This window comes from Acidovorax sp. NB1 (genome assembly GCF_005405905.1).
Taxonomy (GTDB): domain Bacteria; phylum Pseudomonadota; class Gammaproteobacteria; order Burkholderiales; family Burkholderiaceae_C; genus Acidovorax.
Map to the genome: position 1 here is coordinate 95,987 of NZ_BJHU01000057.1, position 17,276 is coordinate 113,262.

Here is a 17,276-nt window from a genome sequence, read left to right on the forward strand (position 1 = left end):
CACCCACCCACGGAGAGAGACAACCATGTATCCCAAGAACGCCTGGTACGTAGCCTGCACGCCCGACGAGATCGCCGAGAAGCCCCTGGGCCGCACCATCTGCGGCGAGAAGATCGTGTTCTACCGCCCTGCGCCCGACCAGGTCGCGGCGCTGGACGACTTCTGCCCCCACCGGGGCGCCCCGCTGTCGCTGGGCACGGTGTGCGAGGGCCACCTGCAGTGCGGCTACCACGGCCTGCGGGTGGAATGCACGGGCAAGTCCGTCTCCATGCCCGGACAGCGCGTGCAGGGTTTTCCCAAGGCGCGCAGCTTTCCGGTGGTGGAACGCTACGGCTTCATCTGGGTGTGGCCGGGCGATGCCGACAAGGCCGACCCCGCCACCATCCACCACCTGCCCTGGGCCGACAACCCCGAGTGGGCTTATGGCGGCGGGCTGTACCACATTGCCTGCGATTACCGCCTGATGATCGACAACCTGATGGACCTGACGCACGAGACCTACGTGCACTCCACCAGCATCGGGCAAAAGGAAATCGACGAGGTGCCCTGCAAGACGCGCGTGGAGGGCGACGAGGTCATCACCAGCCGCTTCATGGAAGGCATCCAGCCGCCGCCCTTCTGGCAGATGGCGCTGCGCATGAACGGCCTGCCCGACGACCAGCCGGTGGACCGCTGGCAGATCTGCCACTTCACGCCGCCCAGCCATGTGCTGATCGAGGTGGGCGTGGCGCTGGCAGGCCACGGCGGCTACAACGCCTCGGCCGACAAGAAGGCATCCAGCATCGTGGTGGACTTCATCACGCCCGAGACGGAAACATCCATTCACTACTTCTGGGGCATGGCGCGCAACTTCAAGCCGCAGGACCCATCGCTCACCACCCAGATCCGCGAAGGCCAGGGCAAAATTTTTGCCGAGGACCAGGACATGCTGGAACAGCAGCAACAAAACCTGTTGCGCTACCCCGACCGCAAGCTGCTCATGCTCAACATCGACGCGGGCGGCGTGCAGTCGCGCAAGGTATTGGACCGCATCCTGGCGGCCGAACAGGCCCCTGCAGCCCAGGCGGTGGCCGCATGACCGCACAGGAAACCCTGCAGGTCCGCGTCGTCCAGAAGCGGACCGAGGCCGAAGGCATCGCCAGCTTTGAGCTGGCACGCGTGGATGGCGCCGCGCTGCCCCCGTTCAGCGCGGGCTCGCACATCGACGTGCACCTGCCCGGCGGGCTGACCCGGCAATACTCGCTGTGCAGTGCCTCGCACGAGTCGCACCGCTACCGCATCGCCGTGCTGCGCGACGCGGCATCGCGCGGCGGCTCGGTGGCCATGCACGACAGCGTGCACGAGGGCGATGTGATCACCATCAGCACACCCCGCAACCACTTTGCGCTGCACCCCGCGCAGCGCACCGTGTTGCTGGCGGGGGGCATCGGTGTGACGCCCCTCTTGTGCATGGCCGACCGGCTGGCCCGCACAGGCGCCGACTTTGCGCTGCACTACTGCACCCGTTCGGTGGAGCGCACTGCGTTTACCAGCGAGATCGCGGCATCGGCCATGGGCCCCCATGTGCACTTCCACTTCGACACAGGCGCGCCCGAGCAGAAGCTGGACCTGGCCGCCGTGCTGGCCGCACCCGGGGCGGACAAGCGCCTGTATGTGTGTGGCCCGGCGGGCTTCATCGACCATGTGGTGGTCACCGCCAAGGCCATGGGCTGGGCGCCGGACAACATCCACCTCGAATACTTTGGCGCCCCGGCGCAGGACACCTCGGGCGACCAGGGCTTTGAAGTGCGCATTGCCAGCACCGGCAAGGTCTACCCGATTGCAGCCGACGTGTCGGTGGTGGAGGCGCTGCGCAAAGAGGGCATCGACATCCTCACGTCCTGCGAGCAAGGCGTGTGTGGCACCTGCCTCACGCGCGTGCTGGAGGGCGAGGTGGACCACCGCGACATGTACCTGACGGACGAGGAAAAAGCCGCCAACGAGCAGTTCATGCCCTGCTGCTCGCGCGCGCGCAGCAAGCTGCTGGTGCTGGATCTGTGAGTGGCCCAAGCAAAAAGGCGCTGCAACCGTGGGTTGCAGCGCCTTTTCTTTCAACGCTATTAAATCAATAGCTATCAGCGCTTATCCATCGCGCGCAAAAGCCCTTTTTTAATCAAATTTCACTCCTCCACAGCCACCCGGATGGTCTCGCGGCCGTTGCGGTCCTTCACGCGGCCCAGGTCGGCGTCCAGCGCGCGGGCCAGTTTGTCGGCTGCGCCGATGAAGGCGTTGGCCATCTTGTCGGCCTCGTCGGTCACGGTGACGGGCTGGCGGCCGGTGACGCGCGCCTCGATGCGGCAGCGCTTGTCATTGGCGCCCGACTTGCCCGCGTCCAGGTCGCTCAGGAACACTTCCAGCCGCGTCACATGGTCCTGAAAACGCGACAGCCGGCTCTTGCATTCGTCCGTGATCCAGCGGGCCAGTGATTCGCCGCCGTGGATGTGGTCGTCGGTGTTGACTTGTACTTGCATGGCGAGGGTCCTTCCTGATGAAGTTGCGAAGGCCCCATCATGGCACCGGCGTCCATACCCCCGGTAAACACATGTCAAAGGATGTTGGATTCGTTCGCCCTACAACTTGTCGAGCGCCACGGCAGGGAACCAGGGCGCATCGGCGGGGAGCGCCCGGGCCTCGGCCACACGCTCGCGCAGCCGGGTGGCGGCCAGGTCGCCGGGCAGCCGCTCCAGCACCCGCGCCAGCTGCGCCTCGGCGCCGGGCCAGTCGCGCGCATGGAAGGCCGCCAGCGCGGCGCTGCTGGCCTCGCGCACCGTGGCGTCGTCGCAGGGCGTGAACACACGCACGGGCTCGGTCTTGCCCTTGACGATCACATCGTCCAGCGCACGCAGCGCCACCGTGGGCGGCAGCTGCGCCGCCGTGGCGGCCGACAGCAAAATGCCGGTGCCAAACGCCTTGTTGGCGCCCTCCAGCCGTGCAGCCAGGTTCACCGCGTCGCCAATCGCGGTGTACGAAAAGCGCTGCTCCGAGCCCACGTTGCCCACCACCACGCGCCCCGTGTGCAGACCAATGCGCATGTGGATGGGCGGCAGCCCGCGCGCAGCCAGGCCGGCCACCAGCGCCTGCATGGCCTGCTGCATGGCGACGGCGGCGGCCACGGCGTGTTCGGCATGCTGCGGGTCGTCCAGCGGCGCCCCCCAGAAGGCCATCACCGCGTCGCCGATGAACTTGTCCAGGGTGCCGCCTGTGGCGTGCACGATGGGCGTCATCGCGTTGAAGTAGGCGGTGAGCACTTCCACCGTCTGGTCGGCGCTGAGCTGCTCGGACAGCGTGGTGAAGCTGGCCAGGTCGGTGAACATGAGCGTGACCTCGCGCGACTCGCCACCCAGGCGCATCAGCTCGGGGTGCGCAATGAGGCGCTCCACCACAGCGGGTGGCACATACTGCGCAAACATGGCCCGCGTCTGGCGCGCGCGCTGGCGCACGGCGGCATAGCCCGCCAGCGCCGCCGCACCGTAGATGGCCACCGCTGCGGCCGCTGGCAACAGCGGCGGCCACCACAGCTGAAACCGCGCAAACAGCCACCACGAACCCAGCGCGATGGCCACCACCAGCGCGGCCGCCAGCGCCGCCGCACCGGCCAGGGGCAGCCTGCGGTTGCCCCACAGCAGCACGGGCAGCACAAGCAGCACAAGGGCCAGCGTCCAGCCCTCGTGCACGCTGCGCAGCCCCCCGCCCGTGAGGTAGTTGTCCACCAGCGTGGCCTGCAGTTCCACACCCGGGAACAGGCGCTCGCCGCCCGCCGTGCCAAACGGCGAGTTGAACAAGTCAGCCTGCCGCCGCGTCAGCTCGGTGGCCGTGCGCGTTGAGCGCCCCACCAGCACGATCTTGTTCTTGAAAAAGCCCGCGGGCAGCAGCCCCGGCTCCAGCGCCTGGTAGTACGAGCGGGTGTCGAAGGTGCCGCGCGCGCCCCGGTAGCCAATCCAGTCGAAGTGGCGCAGCGCGGGCCGCTGCTGGCCGCGCGCCTCGGCCGCACGCTGGGCCAGCCGCAGCGCAAAACTCTCGCGCGCCACCGGGGCCCGGCGCACCACGAAGTCGTCATCCGGCTCCACCCCGGCATCGCCCGCGTCGGCGCCCGCTTCCAGAAACCGCTGCAGCGGCAGCACATCGAGCCAGAGCGCGGCGTTGCTGCTGTCGATCTTTTCACGCTCGGCGGCCAGCACCACCGGGCCCGCCAGGGCAATGGCGCTGTCCAGGGCCGCGTCTTCGGCCTCGGTGGAGGGCTCGGCAAACACCACATCGAACCCCACGGCAGCAGCGCCGTCGGCATGCAGGCGCTGCAGCAGCGCCGCGTGCACGCTGCGCGGAAAAGGCCAGGTCTGCTGCAGCTCCTGGAAGGTGGGCTCGTCAATCGCCAGGATCACCACCGGCAGCGTGCTGCGCTGCGGCGCCGCCAGGGCGGTAAGCACGTCAAAGGTCTTGAACTCCAGCGCATGCCAGGTGCGCGTGAACGTGGCGGCGCCCACCAGCAGCAGCGCGAGCAGGCAGGCCGCCAGGGGCCACCACGGCTGGCTGCGCCAGGTAGCGGGCGATGCCCGGTCAGAAGCGGTAGCGGGCGTCCAGGACATAGCGGGTCTTGCGGCGGTCGGACTTGGGTGCCCACAGGTTCATGGCGGCCACCCCCACCACCCAGTGTTTGTCCTGCGACTCCCAGTAGCCCATCAGGTCCACGCCCCAGCCGGGTGCGATGCGCGTGAGGTTTTCCGCGTCTTCAAAGCGCTCGGACCGATACACCGCCCGGCCACTGACGTAGAAGCGCTGCGGGCTGACCCAGGTAGCACCCAGCACGGCGGTGTGGCGCGGGATGTAGGGGATGCGGCCCACGGCCACATCGGCGTCGTAGCTACGGCTTTCGCTGCCCTGGTACAGGTATTTGGCATAGGCCGACCAGCGGCGGCTGAACATGTGGTTGACGCCCGCGCCCAGGGTCTTGAGCGTGCCGGAGTCAAAGCTGGGCGTGTCTTCCAGCAGGTCGGTGGTCGAGAGGTTGACCATCTGCACGTTGCGCATTTCTTCGAGGAACGGCAGGCTGGGCGTGCGCAGGTCCACCCCCAAGGTGCCCGGGTTGCGCACCCGCAGGTGGTCGGCCCGCAGGCTCACAAAGGTGCTCTTGCCCAGCTCCATGCCCAGCTGCGCCACTACGCGCTTGTGGCGGCCACCGGCTTCGACCAGGCGGTCTTCCACCGGAATGCCCGCCGTCTCCACGCTGGTGAGGGTGGACACACTGAGTGGCCGCAGCCAGTCCTGGTAGGCCATGCGCACCGTGGTGCCCGCAGCGGGCTGCCACACCAGGCCCACGCGGGGCGTGACCACACGCTCCATCTCGGCGCGGCGCGCCTGCTCTTCGCTCAGGTGGTCCAGGTTCACCAGGTAGCTTTGGGTCAGGCCGTCCACCCGGTGGCGGATCTGCTGCAGGCCCAGGGTGGCGTCCAGGTTCAGGGCCGGGTCCAGGCGCTGGGTGGTGGCCAGGGTCAGGCCGGTGTAGCGGCGGTCCACATTGTTGTAGCCCCCCACAAAAAGAGAGTCGCGGTAGGTGCCCACACCCGGGATGTCGGCCGCCACGGCGGCCTCGCCCGCAATCAGGTTGTGCTGGCGCTCACGCACATGCTCCAGCGCCACGCTCCAGCGGCTGCCGGGGGCGGTGTCCACGGTGTGGCGAAGCTGCAGGTCATTGAACTGCTTTTGGGGCAGGCTGCTCACCCCCATCAGGCTGATGAACGGAGGCTCCAGGTACAGGGTGGGGTAACGCTGCAGCAGGATGTGCTCCATGCTGCGACCCACCTTGATCCAGGTCTGCTCGGTGGGCCCCCAGCGGTAGGCCAAGCCCACAGCGCCCTGAGTGCTTTTGTTGTCCATGGCCGTCTCGAACAGGTTCTGGCTGGCCAGGCGCATGTCGAACTGGTTCACATAGGCAAACAGGTTGATGCGTTCGGTAGGCTGCATGCCCGCACCCAAGGTGATAGCACGTGCGCGCACATCGCCATAGCCCCCGCGCACGGCGGGCGCGTTGTTGACCTGCAGATCAAACGGAAACTCGCTCGCGCGGGCCGACTGGGCCTTGAAGAACCACGACACGGGCACATGGGTGTTGTTCATCCCGTTGAGCGTGACGGCGGGGGCCCGCATGCGGTACAGGTCGCGGTCCAGCGTCACCCCCACCGCCCCATGCGCCCCTGGCTGCTGCAGCAGCGACGCATACCGCTGGCTCGCACCGAACGCCATGGGGTCGGTCAGAAAGCCCTGGAACAGCGCCGAGTTCTTGTTGAACTCGCCCGCATAGCGGTCCGCCATGAACAGATGGCTGCCGCCCCAGTACGGGTAAAAGCTCTGCTGCGCCAGCTCCAACGCCCAATCTTCCATGCCAAAAAAGGCCAGCGACGCCCCCAGGTTGGCGCTGCCCTTCTGGTCGTTGGCCACCTGATTGAGCGACTTGAGGTAGGGCATGCGCTCCACGGCGGCGCGGGCGGCGTCTACCGCCTCGCCGGGCTGGAACAGATCGGTGTGGATCTGCGCGAGCAGCATGTGGGGCACCGGGTCCTTGTCGTCCAGCACGACCGCCTGGTGCAGGGTGGACAGCGCATCCTGGTGGCGGCCCAGCTGGTAGTAGGCCACGGCCGTCCAGGTCTTGGCCCGGGCGTAGCGTGGCTCCATCACGCCCGCGCGCAAGAACGCATCCAGTGCGGCCTGTGGGTTGCCCTGCTTGAGGTGCAGCAGGCCCTGGCCGGTGAGCGCCACATAGTCCGCCGGGTTGTCCCCCAGGGCCGTGGCAAAGGCCGCCCCGGCTTCGGTGAACTGGTTCACAAAGGTCTCCAGCGTGCCCAGCTCCCCCCAGGCGCCGGGCTGCTGCGGCGACAGCGCCAGCGCGCGCTGCAGGTTGTCGCGGGCGGGGCGCGGGTCTTCGCGCTCCACATGCGCACTGCCCAGGCCCTGCCAGGCACGCGCGTCGCCAGCGGCCAGCTGCGTGGCCTCGGCGTAGGCGGCCAACGTGGCGGGCGCATCGCCCCGCCGCCGGGCCAGCTCGGCCCGCACCATGGCCACCTCAGCGTGGGCCGTGGCCTGCACGGGGGCCAGCGCGGCACTGGCCTCTTCCATGCGGTCGCTGAGCATCAACACACGGGCCAGCTGGGCCGTCAGCGCGGGGTGGCCTGGCCAGCGCTGCAGGGCCGTGCGCAGGGTGTTGGCGGCTGCGGCGCCTTCGCCCTCGACCAGCTGCACATCGGACTGCATGAGCCAGGTGGGCAGTGGCGCAGCGGGCAGCGCCACCTGGCGGACCAGTTGCTCGCGGGCGGCCAGCAGGTCGCCCGCCTGCAGGGCGATGGCCGAGTCCATCACAGCCAGCCAGGGCGCGGGGGCGCCGCTGCTGCGGGCCTGCTCCAGGGCGGCACGTGCGGCAGGCAGGTCGCGGGCCGCGAGTGCGGCGCGCACCGGGGCCAGGGTGTCGGGCACGGGCTCGGCGGCCAGATGGGGCAGGGGGTCGGCACGCAGCGCGTTCACCCACTGGATGCGGTCGCGCGGCTGGCTCAGCACCAGCTTGATCGGGGCCTTGCCCACCTCGGCCACAGCGGCTTCGTTGGCGCCCACGGACACCGCGCCCTGCGCGTTGGAAAACTCCACCGTACCCGAGAGCACGGTGATCAGCGTGCGCCCATCGTCCTCCACGCTGATGTCCCAGTCCGTGCCTCGGATCGCAGCCGTGGCGGCGGGGGTTTCCAGGTTCAGGCGGCTGCCATCGGCGCGTTTGGTCTGGGTCCAGGCCCGGCCGGCGTTGAGCAGCAAGGTGGTCACTGGCTGGGCCGGGGTGGCCACGCCCTTGACCTGCAGCACCGTGTTCTGGTGCAGGCGCAATTGCGTGTCATCAGCAAACAGCAGCGCCATGCGGGCCGCCTGGCGCGTGCGCACGAAGTCGCCGGTGGCCAGCGGCTGCGCCAGGCGCGCAGGGCCCCAGTCGGCCGCAGCGGCGGCGCGCTGGTCGCCCGTGCCTTGCAGGCTCACGATCTCGGCAGCGGCCCCGGGGGGCACAACAGCCTGGGCGAGCTGGGGCCAGGCCATGGCAGCCAGTGCCGCGAGGGTGGTGAGGGCGGGCAGGCGGTTTTTCTTTGATGGCATGCAGGGGCTTTCGCGGAAGGCGGTAAACACGACAACATCACCGGACTCCCTCCCTGGCATCCGGCGATCAGAAATTATCGCGAGCGCCCTGCGTTCCCGCCCCTCGGCGCAGGGGCCTCTGCTGCGCATTTCATGAAGAAAGCCACATTTCGTAGCGCCGTGTAACAGAGGCAGAGACAGTGCTCCGGCGAGGCCTGCCCCGCACGGCCCTTTCCTACAGACGGCCAAAGAAGGCAGTGATACAAACAAACCCGTGGGCTCTCCCGCCCTCTCCACCCCCTTCTTCTTGTTGCCCGCCACGCCCTGCGTGTGCCGCCCGGAGCCCTTTTCCATGCCCGCTGCCCCCCGCCTCAAGATCGGCCTGTCGGCCTGCTTCCAGCACGCTGACCCCACCCGCCCCCTGTTCACCAACAAGACGCTGCAGTACGTCGAACAATCCATCGCGCACTGGATCATGTCGTCCGGCGCCATCGTCGTGATGGTGCCCTGCCCCACCGGCGAGACAGCACGCGGCGACGTGACGCTGCAGCACTACGCCGAGTGGCTCGATGGCGTGGTGATGCACGGCGGTGCCGATGTGTGGCCCGGCAACTATGGCGAGGAGCCGCTGCGCGACGAGTGGGTGGGCGACCGCGTGCGCGACATCTACGACCTGGCCCTGGTCAAGGCCTTTGCCGAAGTGGGCAAGCCCATCTTTGGCGTGTGCCGGGGCCTGCAGCTCATCAACGTGGCCTTTGGCGGCGCGCTGTACCAGGACATCGAAACCCAGCACCCCGGCGCGCTGCAGCACCGCAACGCCACCACCTACGACCAGCACTTCCACGGCATCCAGATCGTGCCCGGCTCGCGCCTCGCCCAGCTCTACCCCGATGCACCCCGTGCGCGCGTGAACAGCATCCACCACCAGGGCATCAAACGCCTGGCGCCCGAGTTCGAGGTCGAGGCCCTGAGCGAACCCGACGGCGTGCCCGAGGCCATCCGCCTCAAGCCTGCACCGGGGCGCGGCTACATAGCAGCCACGCAGTGGCACCCGGAATTCCACAAGCGCGGGTCGGACACGCTGGACGACACGGCCATCCTGAATGACTTTTTGGCGGCCTGCGCCGAGGCCAAGGCGCATCCGGTGCGGCCCGGCAAGCCGGCGGGGCTGCGTGACCGGGCGACGCGGTTGTTGCGCGGTGCGCTGCGCAGCGATCGCAAGGCCGCCGAGAAATGATCCAGCCCACTGCGTTCTGGCAGCCCTTACGCAGAGCCGCTCCCCTCCCAGAGAACCTCATGAAGCCTTTTCACTATGTAGCAATTCTTAGCGTGGTTGCCGCCTTGGCGTTGTTCGTAGCCGGATTCAGTGGTGCGGCGGGCTTCGCACTGGTACTCGGCACTGCCGTCGAGATCGTCGGCGCCATGATCACTGGCAAGCAAGGAAACGACACCGAGCGATAGCAGGCTTCATGACCTGCCATGGGTGAGGTCAGGCCCCACCACCGCTTCCACCTCCCCCCGCAGCCACCGGTGCGCCGCATCCTGCTGGTACCGCGCATGCCAGATCAGATACATCGGCATGGCCGGACACACCACCGGCACGGGCGCGCTGGCCAGGCCTGCCAGCGCCGTGCGGGCCAGCAAAGAAGGCGCGGTGGTGAGCAGCGCGGTGCCGCGCACAAACGCCGGTAGCGCCGCAAAGCCCGGCACGCGCACGGCAAAGCGTCGGCGCACGCCACGCGCCAACAGCTGGCGGTCCAGGTCCAGCCCCCGGTGCGCTTCGTAGGCCACGGTGGCGTGGTCTGCGGCCAGGTAGTCGGCCTCGGTGGCCGGGACGCTGCGCACGCTGGCGTCGTAAAACACGCGGTACAGGTCTTCAAACAAGCGCTTTTGCACGATGTCGGTGCCATCCGGCGGGCGGGGGCTGATGACGAGCTGGCACGCATCGGAGCGCAGCAACTCGGCGCTGGGCGCGCCGCTGGGCACGATGCGCAGCGTGACGCCCGGTGCGGCGCTGCGCAAGCGCGCGGCCAGCGCGGGCAGCAGCAGATCGCGCTGAAAGTCGTTGGCCGCAATGGTCAGCTCGGTCTGCCAATGCAACGGGTCAAACGCGGCCCCTTGGGCAAACCGCTGCATCTGGTGCAGCATGTCGCGCGCGGGCTGGGCCAGGGCCTCGGCGCGGGCAGTGGGCACGATCCCGCGCCCGCGCTTCACAAACAGCGGGTCGCCGGTGATGGCGCGCAGCTTGTCGAGCAGATGGCTCACGGCCGACTGGGTCACGCCCAGGCGCTCGGCCGCCGCCGTGATGCTGCCCGTCTCCAGCACCGCCAGCAGCAGTTTCAGCAGGTGCCCATCCAGGCCCGATCCATCGAATTTGCTCATGCATTCGATGATGTTTTCAGGCTTCATCTTTGGCAATGGCATCGCGACACTGCGGGCTGACTTACATCAAGCCCCGGAGACTTCCATGCCTTCCCCACTGCCCCCGATCCCCGGCACCACGCCGTTCGATGGCGACCAGGCCCGCAAGGGCTATGCGCTGAACAAGATGTGCTTTTCGTTCAACGACGAGGCCAACCGCAAGGCCTTTGTGGCCGACGAAGAGGCGTACATGAAGAAGTACCACCTGAACGAGCAGCAGGCCGCCGCCATCCGCGCCAAGAACGTGCTGCAGCTGATTGCTGCGGGCGGCAACGCCTACTACCTGGCCAAGTTCGCGGGCATTTTCAAGCTGGACATGCAGGACATCGGCGCGCAGCAGACAGGCATGACCAAAGATGAATTCAAGGCCAAGCTCGTGGCCGCAGGCAAATAAGGAGACAAACCCATGGCACAACTCATCGGCGGCCTCGGCACCTCGCACATCCCAGCCATTGGCAACGCCATCCACAAGGGCCTGCAAAACGAGCCTTACTGGAAGCCCTTCTTCGACGGCTTTCCGCCCATCCGCCAGTGGCTGGGCGAGAAGAAGCCAGACGTGGTGGTGATGTTCTACAACGACCACGGCCTGAACTTCTTCCTCGACAAGATGCCCACCTTTGCGGTGGGTGCTGCCGCCCAATACAACAACGCCGACGAAGGCTGGGGCATCCCCACGCTACCGCCCTTCCCGGGCGAGGTGGACCTGTCGTGGCACCTCATCAACACGCTGATCGATCAGGAATTTGACGTGACCACCTGCCAGGAGATGCTGGTGGACCACGCCTGCACGCTGCCGCTCAAGCTCTTCTGGCCCGAGGGCGATTGCCCCGTGACGGTGGTGCCGGTGTGCATCAACACCGTGCAGTTTCCGCTGCCGTCGGCCAAGCGCTGCTACGCGCTGGGCAAGGCCGTGGGCCAAGCGATCCAGAGCTGGAACAGCGACAAGAAGGTAGCGGTGATTGCCTCGGGCGGCCTCAGCCACCAGCTCGACGGCGAGCGCGCAGGCTTCATCAACAAGGCGTTTGACCTGCAGTTCATCGAAAGCCTGACCACCAACCCCGAATGGGCCACGCAGTTCAGCGTGCACGAGCTGGTGGAAAAGACCGGCACGCAGGGCGTGGAGCTGCTGATGTGGGTGGCCATGCGGGGTGCCTTGGCCACGGCGAGTGCGGGCGTGCGCCGGGTGCACAGCAACTACCACATCCCCATCTCCAACACGGCCACAGCGGTGATGGCGCTGGAGACGGTGTAACGCAGCAGGCCACGGCCAAGGTGCAGAACGGCACGGCCGTGGTCCTTCAGCGCCGTGCGGGCTGGTGCAGCCCGAAGCGGACGCCGCCCGGGTCGGTGCACATCAAAAACACGCCAAAGCCTGGCTCCTCCGGGCCCGGCGGCTGCACGGTCCCGCCCAGCGCCCGCACACGCTGGGCCGCCTGCACCGCGTCGGCCACTTCAAAGAACGGGGTGATGGACTGCGCTGGGTCTGCGCCATGCAGGCCGACCTTCATGCCTCCATTCACAAACCAGCCCTCGCCCACCTTCTCCGTGGGCTCAAACGTCCATTGAAAAAGCTGGCTGAAAAACAGCTGCGAAACCGGGGCGTTTTCTGCACCGATTTCAAGAAACGAGACAGGGGCAAACATCGGCATCTCCATTGGGATACATGGCAAGTGCGCCAGTCTGGCCGCCTCGCGTCCGCCCGTCTTGAAGAAAAATGACCTGAGCGCCCGGCTCCTTGGGATGCTCAGTCCCCGCGCTCCGCCAGCTCCACCAAACTGGCAGGCTTGCCCGGAACATCGGCAAAGCCCGCGCGCTGGTAAGCCGCTGGCGAGCAACCGGCAAAGTGCCGGAACTCCCGGCTCAGGTGGCTCTGGTCGGCATACCCGCAGCGCGCGGCCAGATCGGCCAGATCCGCCAGCCCAGCGGGGCCGGAGGTGCCCTCCAGTGCCTGGTGGGCAGCGCCAAACCGCAATCGACGCGCCAGGCGTTTGGGCGTGTCCCCCAACTGGTTGCACGACTGCAGCGCCAGGTGCCGCTCGCTCCAGCCCACGGCGCGGCACAGGGCCGACACAGACAGGTTGCCACGTTGCGCGCTCAGCAAGTCCCAGGCCTGCCGCACGGGCGCCTGCACCGTGCGGCGCGACCGGGCCAGCATCGCTTGCAGGCACTGCTGCACCAGCGCAAAGCGTGTGGGCCAGTCCGGCGCGTGGTGCAACTGCTCGGACAGCTGCGTGGCCGCAGGGCCCCACACATCGGCCAGTGCAACCACAGAACACGACAGCACATCCGGGCTGCCGTGGAACAGCTGAAAACACAGCCAGGGCGCCAGCGTCACTTCCACACAGGCCTGCGCGCCCACATGCTCGGTGACGACCGGCCCGCCACCCAGCCCCACCACCAGGGCTTGGTACGGCTGCATGGCGCCAGCGGGCAGCTTGATGCCGTAGGCCGCATGCCAGCCAATGATCAGCTTGATGCCCGCGTGCGCGACCTCCAGGCGGCGCACGGTGTGGGGCAACGCTTCTTCAAAGCCCCACATCGCGCACGCTGTGGCGGGCTGCCCCGGTAAGCCGGGGCCCGGTATGGCTCGGCTTGAGGCTATGGGCGATGGCATGGGGTTCCTCCTGTCGGTCCGTCGATGGAGCCGACGGGCCACCTTACACCGCTTGGCCGCGCGCTGGCCACGGCGGTGTAGGCGCGGGAGGCGGCGCAGTCAACAAGTTTCAAGCCTTTTTGGCCTCCAGCGCTTTATCCAAAAGCGCTGGCAGCTACTTTTTCAATAGCACAAAAACCCACCAGACTGGCCGGGGATAGAAATTTACTGTAAATTTATCCAGTGAATTTACAGTCCAAACTCGCCATCCTGGCCGACGCGGCCAAGTACGACGCCTCGTGTGCATCGAGCGGCGCGGCGCCACGCAACTCCGTGGGCGGGCGCGGCATGGGCTCGACCGAGGGCATGGGCATCTGCCACAGCTACGCGCCAGACGGGCGGTGCATCTCGCTGCTCAAGATTTTGCTCACCAACTTCTGCCAGTACGACTGCCTGTACTGCGTGAACCGCGTGACCAGCAACGTGCCCCGGGCGCGCTTCACGGTCGATGAGGTGGTGCAGCTCACTCTGGACTTTTACCGCCGCAATTGCATTGAGGGGCTGTTCCTCTCCAGCGGCATCATCCAGAGCCCAGACTACACCATGGAGCAGGTGGTGGAGGTGGCCCGCGTGCTGCGTGAGGAGCACGACTTTCGCGGCTACATCCACCTCAAGACCATCCCTGACGCATCGCCCGAGCTGATGCAGCGCGCGGGCCGCTATGCCGACCGCCTCTCCATCAACATCGAGCTGCCCACGGCGGAGAGCCTCACGGCCCTGGCGCCGGAGAAAAACAGCGCCGCCATCGACCGATCCATGGCCCGCATGGCGGTGCACATTGGCGAATCGCGCGCGGCCCGCAAAGAGCAAGCCGCGCAGGCCATCGTGTCGATGCCGCAGTCGCGCACCACGCGGCGGGCCAACGTGCCGCTGTTTGCGCCCGGCGGGCAAAGCACGCAGATGATCGTGGGGGCCGATGCGACGGACGACCGCACCATCCTGGCCACCAGCGCGCGGCTGTACGGCGTGCACCGACTGCGGCGGGTGTACTACTCTGCCTTCAGCCCCATTCCCGATGCGGCGCGCGCCCTGCCGCTGGCTGCGCCGCCCACGGTGCGCGAGCACCGGCTGTACCAGGCCGACTGGCTGATGCGCTTTTATGGCTTCACGCACGACGAGATCGTGCCGCCCAGCCAAGGCAACCAGGTCGGCATGCTGGCGCTGGACGTGGACCCCAAGCTGGCCTGGGCGCTGGCGCACCGCGAGCGCTTTCCCGTCAACCTCAACACCGCCCCGCGCGAACTGCTGCTGCGCGTGCCCGGCTTTGGCGTGCAGACGGTAGACCGCCTGCTGGCCGCCCGCCGCGTGCGCCGCCTGCGGCATGCGGACCTGGCGCGGCTGCATGTGCCGCTCAAGAAGGTGCTGCCGTTTGTGGAGGCGGCCGACTACCGCCCCGGCCGTGCGTTGGACGCCGCCGACCTCGCCGCACAACTGACCCAGCCGCCGGTGCAACGCAGCCTGTTTTGAGCCGGAGCGGAACACATGCAGCGCCACACCGTCACGCTGGAGCACCCCACCGATTGGCAAGGCTTTCGCACCGCCGCACGCGCCCTGGTGTTAGCCAACGTGCCCCCGCAGGCCGTGGACTGGCGCTGCCAGGCCGATGCCGCTGAAGACCTGTTTGCGCCCGAATCCCACGGCCACAACGCCCTGCCGCCGCCAACCCCCGATGCGCCCACGCTGCGCGTTCCCCCCGACTTTGTGCACCTGTGCGAGCAGCTCATCCTGCACCGCGACCCGGTCCGCTTTGCGCTGATGTACCGCCTGCTGTGGCGCATGGCCCAAGGCGGCGCGGAGGCCGAAGCCGCACGGCACGACCCGCTGGACGCCGACCGCATGCAAGCCCACCACATGGTCCGCGCCGTGGGGCGCGACATGCACAAGATGCACGCCTTTGTGCGCTTTCGGCCCGTGGTGGAGCCCGATGGCAACACCCTGCACATGGCCTGGTTCGAGCCCGACCACTACATCACCGTGGCCAACGCGGGCTTCTTCATCCGCCGCTTCACGCAGATGCGCTGGGCCATCCTCACGCCCGACGCCAGCGTGCGCTGGGATGGGCAGCAGCTGCACACCGGCCCCGGCGCGCAGCGCAGCGATGCGCCACCACCCGATGCGGGCGAGGCCCTGTGGCTCACCTACTACCGCCACATCTTCAACCCCGCGCGGCTCAAGCTCACCATGATGAAAAAGGAAATGCCCACACGCTACTGGCACAACTTGCCCGAGGCCGCGCTCATCACCGAACTGGCGCAGACCGCGCACGAGCGCAGCGCGCAGATGGTGGCCGCCGAGCCCACCACCCCGCGCAAGGCGATTGCGCCACTCAAGCGCCCGGTGCCGCAGGCGCTGCCGTAGCCGCCTGGCGCATCGCACTGAACTGCGGCGCGGGCTGCGCCGCCGTCCAACGCCAGGGCAGTGCCTGCGCGCGCCACACCCCGCCCAGCACCTGCAGCCGCAGCACGCGCTGCGCGCCGGGCCAGGGCGCACGGTCGGTCTCGCCCCACAGCAGCTCGGCGCGCGCGGCCACGTGCAGCAGGCCGCCGTCTTCGTAGTCCACCCACAGCAGCCCGGCCAGCGGGTGCTGGGCGAGGTTACCCAGGGTGTTGAAGAACAGGTTGCCGGGGTAGTCGGGCAGCCACAGTTCCAGGCCTTCTGCGGTGTGCTTCGCCAACACAAAACCGGGCTCGCCCCCCCGATGGGAGATGTCCACGCCCTCGCCCCGCTGCACACCGGGCCGGGCGGCCGAGGCACTGGCGATGAACAGCGTGTCACTGCGCGCAATGAGGGTCAGCGCAGCAGCATCCAATGACTGGCCCAGCGGCTGGGCAGGCTGCGGTGGCGTGACGGCGGCGCGCAGGCCCGGTGCACGCGCCTGGATGTACTTGGGGCAGTTGCCAAAGCTCTGCGCCACGGTGATCGACAGGCCCTGCTGCGCGCCCCAGCGCACCACATGGCCGTTCATGCGGTTGCGGCGGCGCGTGTGCGGCTCCAGCCCCAGCACACCCACGGGCGCGCCGGTGCCGTGCGCGGCCAGCGCCGCAAGGGCGGGGTCAGCAGGGTCGATGGCCGCTGCAATGTCCATGCGCTGCGCGTGGGGCGTGTGCACAAAGCCCGGTGGGCCCGCCAGCATGGTGGCCCAGGGCTGGCCCTGCGCGTCGAGTGCGCCCAGCAGCAGCGTGGGCAGCTTTTCGAACAGCTCGCGGTGCTGGTCGGGCATGTGGTCGCGCATCACCACCTCGCCCACGGCGGCCATGCGCTCGTGCACGCCAGCGCGGGCTTGCAGCGCCTGTTCGCCGGCGTGCCAGGCGCTGGGGGTGGGGCCTTCGCTGCCGCCTGCGGGCAGGGCGGTCATGCGGCCTCCGCGGGCTGGGGAGTCACACCGCTGAGGTGGTCCAGCAGCGGCACATAGCCGGGCAGCGCCTGCAGGCGTGCCACCCAGGCGGCAACGCGCGGGTAAGCGGTGGGCAGCGGCAGGCCGGCCAGATGGGCTTGCGAGGTGTAGCTGACCATGGCCACATCGGCCAGGCTGGGCGTGGCGCCGCCCAGCAGCCAGTCGCGCCCCTGCAGCGCGGCTTCCATGAAGTCCAGCAACCGCCGGCCTTGGGCCTGGGCCGCCTCGTTGATGGGCTTGCCCGTCAGCGTGGCAAAACGCGGCCCACCGATGCCCGCCGCCAGAAAGCCTGCAGCCAGGCTGAGCCAGCGCTGCAGCTGCGCCTGGCCCACGGGGTCTTGCGGCATCCATGCGCTGCCGGGCGCGTAGCGCTGCACCAGGTAGACCAGGATGGCATTGCTGTCGCTCAGCACCACGTCACTGTCCACCAGCACGGGCACCTGGCCCAGCGGGTTCAGCGCGCGGTGCGCGGGCAGCTGGTGCTCGCCCTGCAGCAGGTTCACCTCCACCAGCCGATGCGGCAGGCCGAGCAGGGACAGCAGCAGCTCCACACGGTGGCAGTGGCCAGAGATGGCCGTGCGGTGCAGCGTGAGCGGGGCGGCAGGAAGGTGGGTAGCGGCCATGGTGTCAGTCCTTGTCAAAGCAGGTTGTGCGAAGGACTCGACCTTA

The 17,276-nt window shown here is 68.3% G+C and carries 16 protein-coding genes; 8 read left to right on the plus strand and 8 right to left on the minus strand.

All coding sequences use genetic code 11. From position 1 onward, the window contains the following. Positions 1-25 precede the first annotated feature (25 nt). Together AvAM_RS23170 and AvAM_RS23175 are read left to right on the plus strand one after the other, a co-directional pair. Complete coding sequence (locus AvAM_RS23170; protein ID WP_137749263.1) at positions 26-1,078, plus strand: aromatic ring-hydroxylating dioxygenase subunit alpha; 1,053 nt, start codon at positions 26-28, stop codon at positions 1,076-1,078. Next, a complete protein-coding gene (locus AvAM_RS23175; RefSeq protein ID WP_137749264.1) occupies positions 1,075-2,040 on the plus strand; it encodes a PDR/VanB family oxidoreductase in 966 nt (321 codons plus the stop codon). Before AvAM_RS23170 ends, AvAM_RS23175 begins: the two co-directional genes overlap by 4 nt. Before the next feature lie 119 nt (positions 2,041-2,159). On the opposite strand, the gene AvAM_RS23180 is transcribed toward AvAM_RS23175, so the two are convergent. The 3 genes from AvAM_RS23180 to AvAM_RS23190 all read right to left on the minus strand — a co-directional run bounded on the left by AvAM_RS23180 (position 2,160) and on the right by AvAM_RS23190 (position 8,160). Beyond that, entirely contained in the window at positions 2,160-2,510 is a 351-nt protein-coding gene (locus tag AvAM_RS23180; RefSeq protein ID WP_137749265.1) for an HPF/RaiA family ribosome-associated protein, read from the minus strand. Positions 2,511-2,609: 99 nt separating this feature from the next. Beyond that, on the minus strand, positions 2,610-4,622 hold the full coding sequence (locus AvAM_RS23185) for a CHASE2 domain-containing protein (protein ID WP_137749266.1): 2,013 nt from the start codon (positions 4,620-4,622) through the stop codon (positions 2,610-2,612). Beyond that, positions 4,594-8,160 (minus strand): TonB-dependent receptor domain-containing protein, encoded by a 3,567-nt coding sequence (locus tag AvAM_RS23190; RefSeq protein WP_137749267.1) that lies wholly within the window; start codon positions 8,158-8,160, stop codon positions 4,594-4,596. The genes AvAM_RS23185 and AvAM_RS23190 overlap by 29 nt, the downstream gene beginning before the upstream one ends. 331 nt (positions 8,161-8,491) lie before the next feature. Here AvAM_RS23190 and AvAM_RS23195 point away from each other — a divergent pair, with 331 nt between their 5' ends. Then, positions 8,492-9,376, plus strand: a complete 885-nt coding sequence (locus tag AvAM_RS23195; protein ID WP_137749268.1) for a gamma-glutamyl-gamma-aminobutyrate hydrolase family protein — start codon at positions 8,492-8,494, stop codon at positions 9,374-9,376. A 59-nt stretch (positions 9,377-9,435) separates the two neighbouring features. Next, a complete protein-coding gene (locus tag AvAM_RS25770) occupies positions 9,436-9,600 on the plus strand; it encodes a hypothetical protein (protein WP_171012382.1) in 165 nt (54 codons plus the stop codon). Between the two features lie 6 nt (positions 9,601-9,606). On the opposite strand, the gene AvAM_RS23200 is transcribed toward AvAM_RS25770, so the two are convergent. Then, positions 9,607-10,548, minus strand: coding sequence for a LysR family transcriptional regulator (locus tag AvAM_RS23200; RefSeq protein WP_212742300.1), 942 nt, complete (start codon positions 10,546-10,548; stop codon positions 9,607-9,609). A gap of 58 nt (positions 10,549-10,606) precedes the next feature. On the opposite strand from AvAM_RS23200, the gene AvAM_RS23205 reads away from it, so the two are divergent. Together AvAM_RS23205 and AvAM_RS23210 are read left to right on the plus strand one after the other, a co-directional pair. After that, complete coding sequence (locus tag AvAM_RS23205) at positions 10,607-10,954, plus strand: protocatechuate 4,5-dioxygenase subunit alpha (protein ID WP_137749269.1); 348 nt, start codon at positions 10,607-10,609, stop codon at positions 10,952-10,954. Positions 10,955-10,966: 12 nt separating this feature from the next. Further along, positions 10,967-11,812: a class III extradiol dioxygenase family protein gene (locus tag AvAM_RS23210; protein WP_137749270.1), complete on the plus strand. Its 846-nt coding sequence runs from the start codon at positions 10,967-10,969 to the stop codon at positions 11,810-11,812. A gap of 46 nt (positions 11,813-11,858) precedes the next feature. Here the strand turns inward: AvAM_RS23210 and AvAM_RS23215 are convergent, their stop codons facing one another. Then, complete coding sequence (locus tag AvAM_RS23215; protein WP_137749271.1) at positions 11,859-12,203, minus strand: VOC family protein; 345 nt, start codon at positions 12,201-12,203, stop codon at positions 11,859-11,861. A gap of 101 nt (positions 12,204-12,304) precedes the next feature. After that, positions 12,305-13,174 (minus strand): AraC family transcriptional regulator, encoded by an 870-nt coding sequence (locus AvAM_RS23220; protein WP_137749272.1) that lies wholly within the window; start codon positions 13,172-13,174, stop codon positions 12,305-12,307. Positions 13,175-13,396: 222 nt separating this feature from the next. On the opposite strand from AvAM_RS23220, the gene AvAM_RS23225 reads away from it, so the two are divergent. Both AvAM_RS23225 and AvAM_RS23230 read left to right on the plus strand, forming a co-directional pair. Beyond that, positions 13,397-14,680: a putative DNA modification/repair radical SAM protein gene (locus AvAM_RS23225; RefSeq protein WP_137749273.1), complete on the plus strand. Its 1,284-nt coding sequence runs from the start codon at positions 13,397-13,399 to the stop codon at positions 14,678-14,680. A gap of 15 nt (positions 14,681-14,695) precedes the next feature. Beyond that, on the plus strand, positions 14,696-15,571 hold the full coding sequence (locus tag AvAM_RS23230; RefSeq protein ID WP_137749274.1) for a TIGR03915 family putative DNA repair protein: 876 nt from the start codon (positions 14,696-14,698) through the stop codon (positions 15,569-15,571). On the opposite strand, the gene AvAM_RS23235 is transcribed toward AvAM_RS23230, so the two are convergent. Next, positions 15,540-16,568: a pyridoxamine 5'-phosphate oxidase family protein gene (locus AvAM_RS23235; protein ID WP_137749275.1), complete on the minus strand. Its 1,029-nt coding sequence runs from the start codon at positions 16,566-16,568 to the stop codon at positions 15,540-15,542. The two genes, AvAM_RS23230 and AvAM_RS23235, sit on opposite strands and share 32 nt — an antisense overlap. Next, a complete protein-coding gene (locus AvAM_RS23240) occupies positions 16,565-17,230 on the minus strand; it encodes a glutathione S-transferase family protein (RefSeq protein WP_137749276.1) in 666 nt (221 codons plus the stop codon). Before AvAM_RS23240 ends, AvAM_RS23235 begins: the two co-directional genes overlap by 4 nt. Positions 17,231-17,276 lie beyond the last annotated feature (46 nt).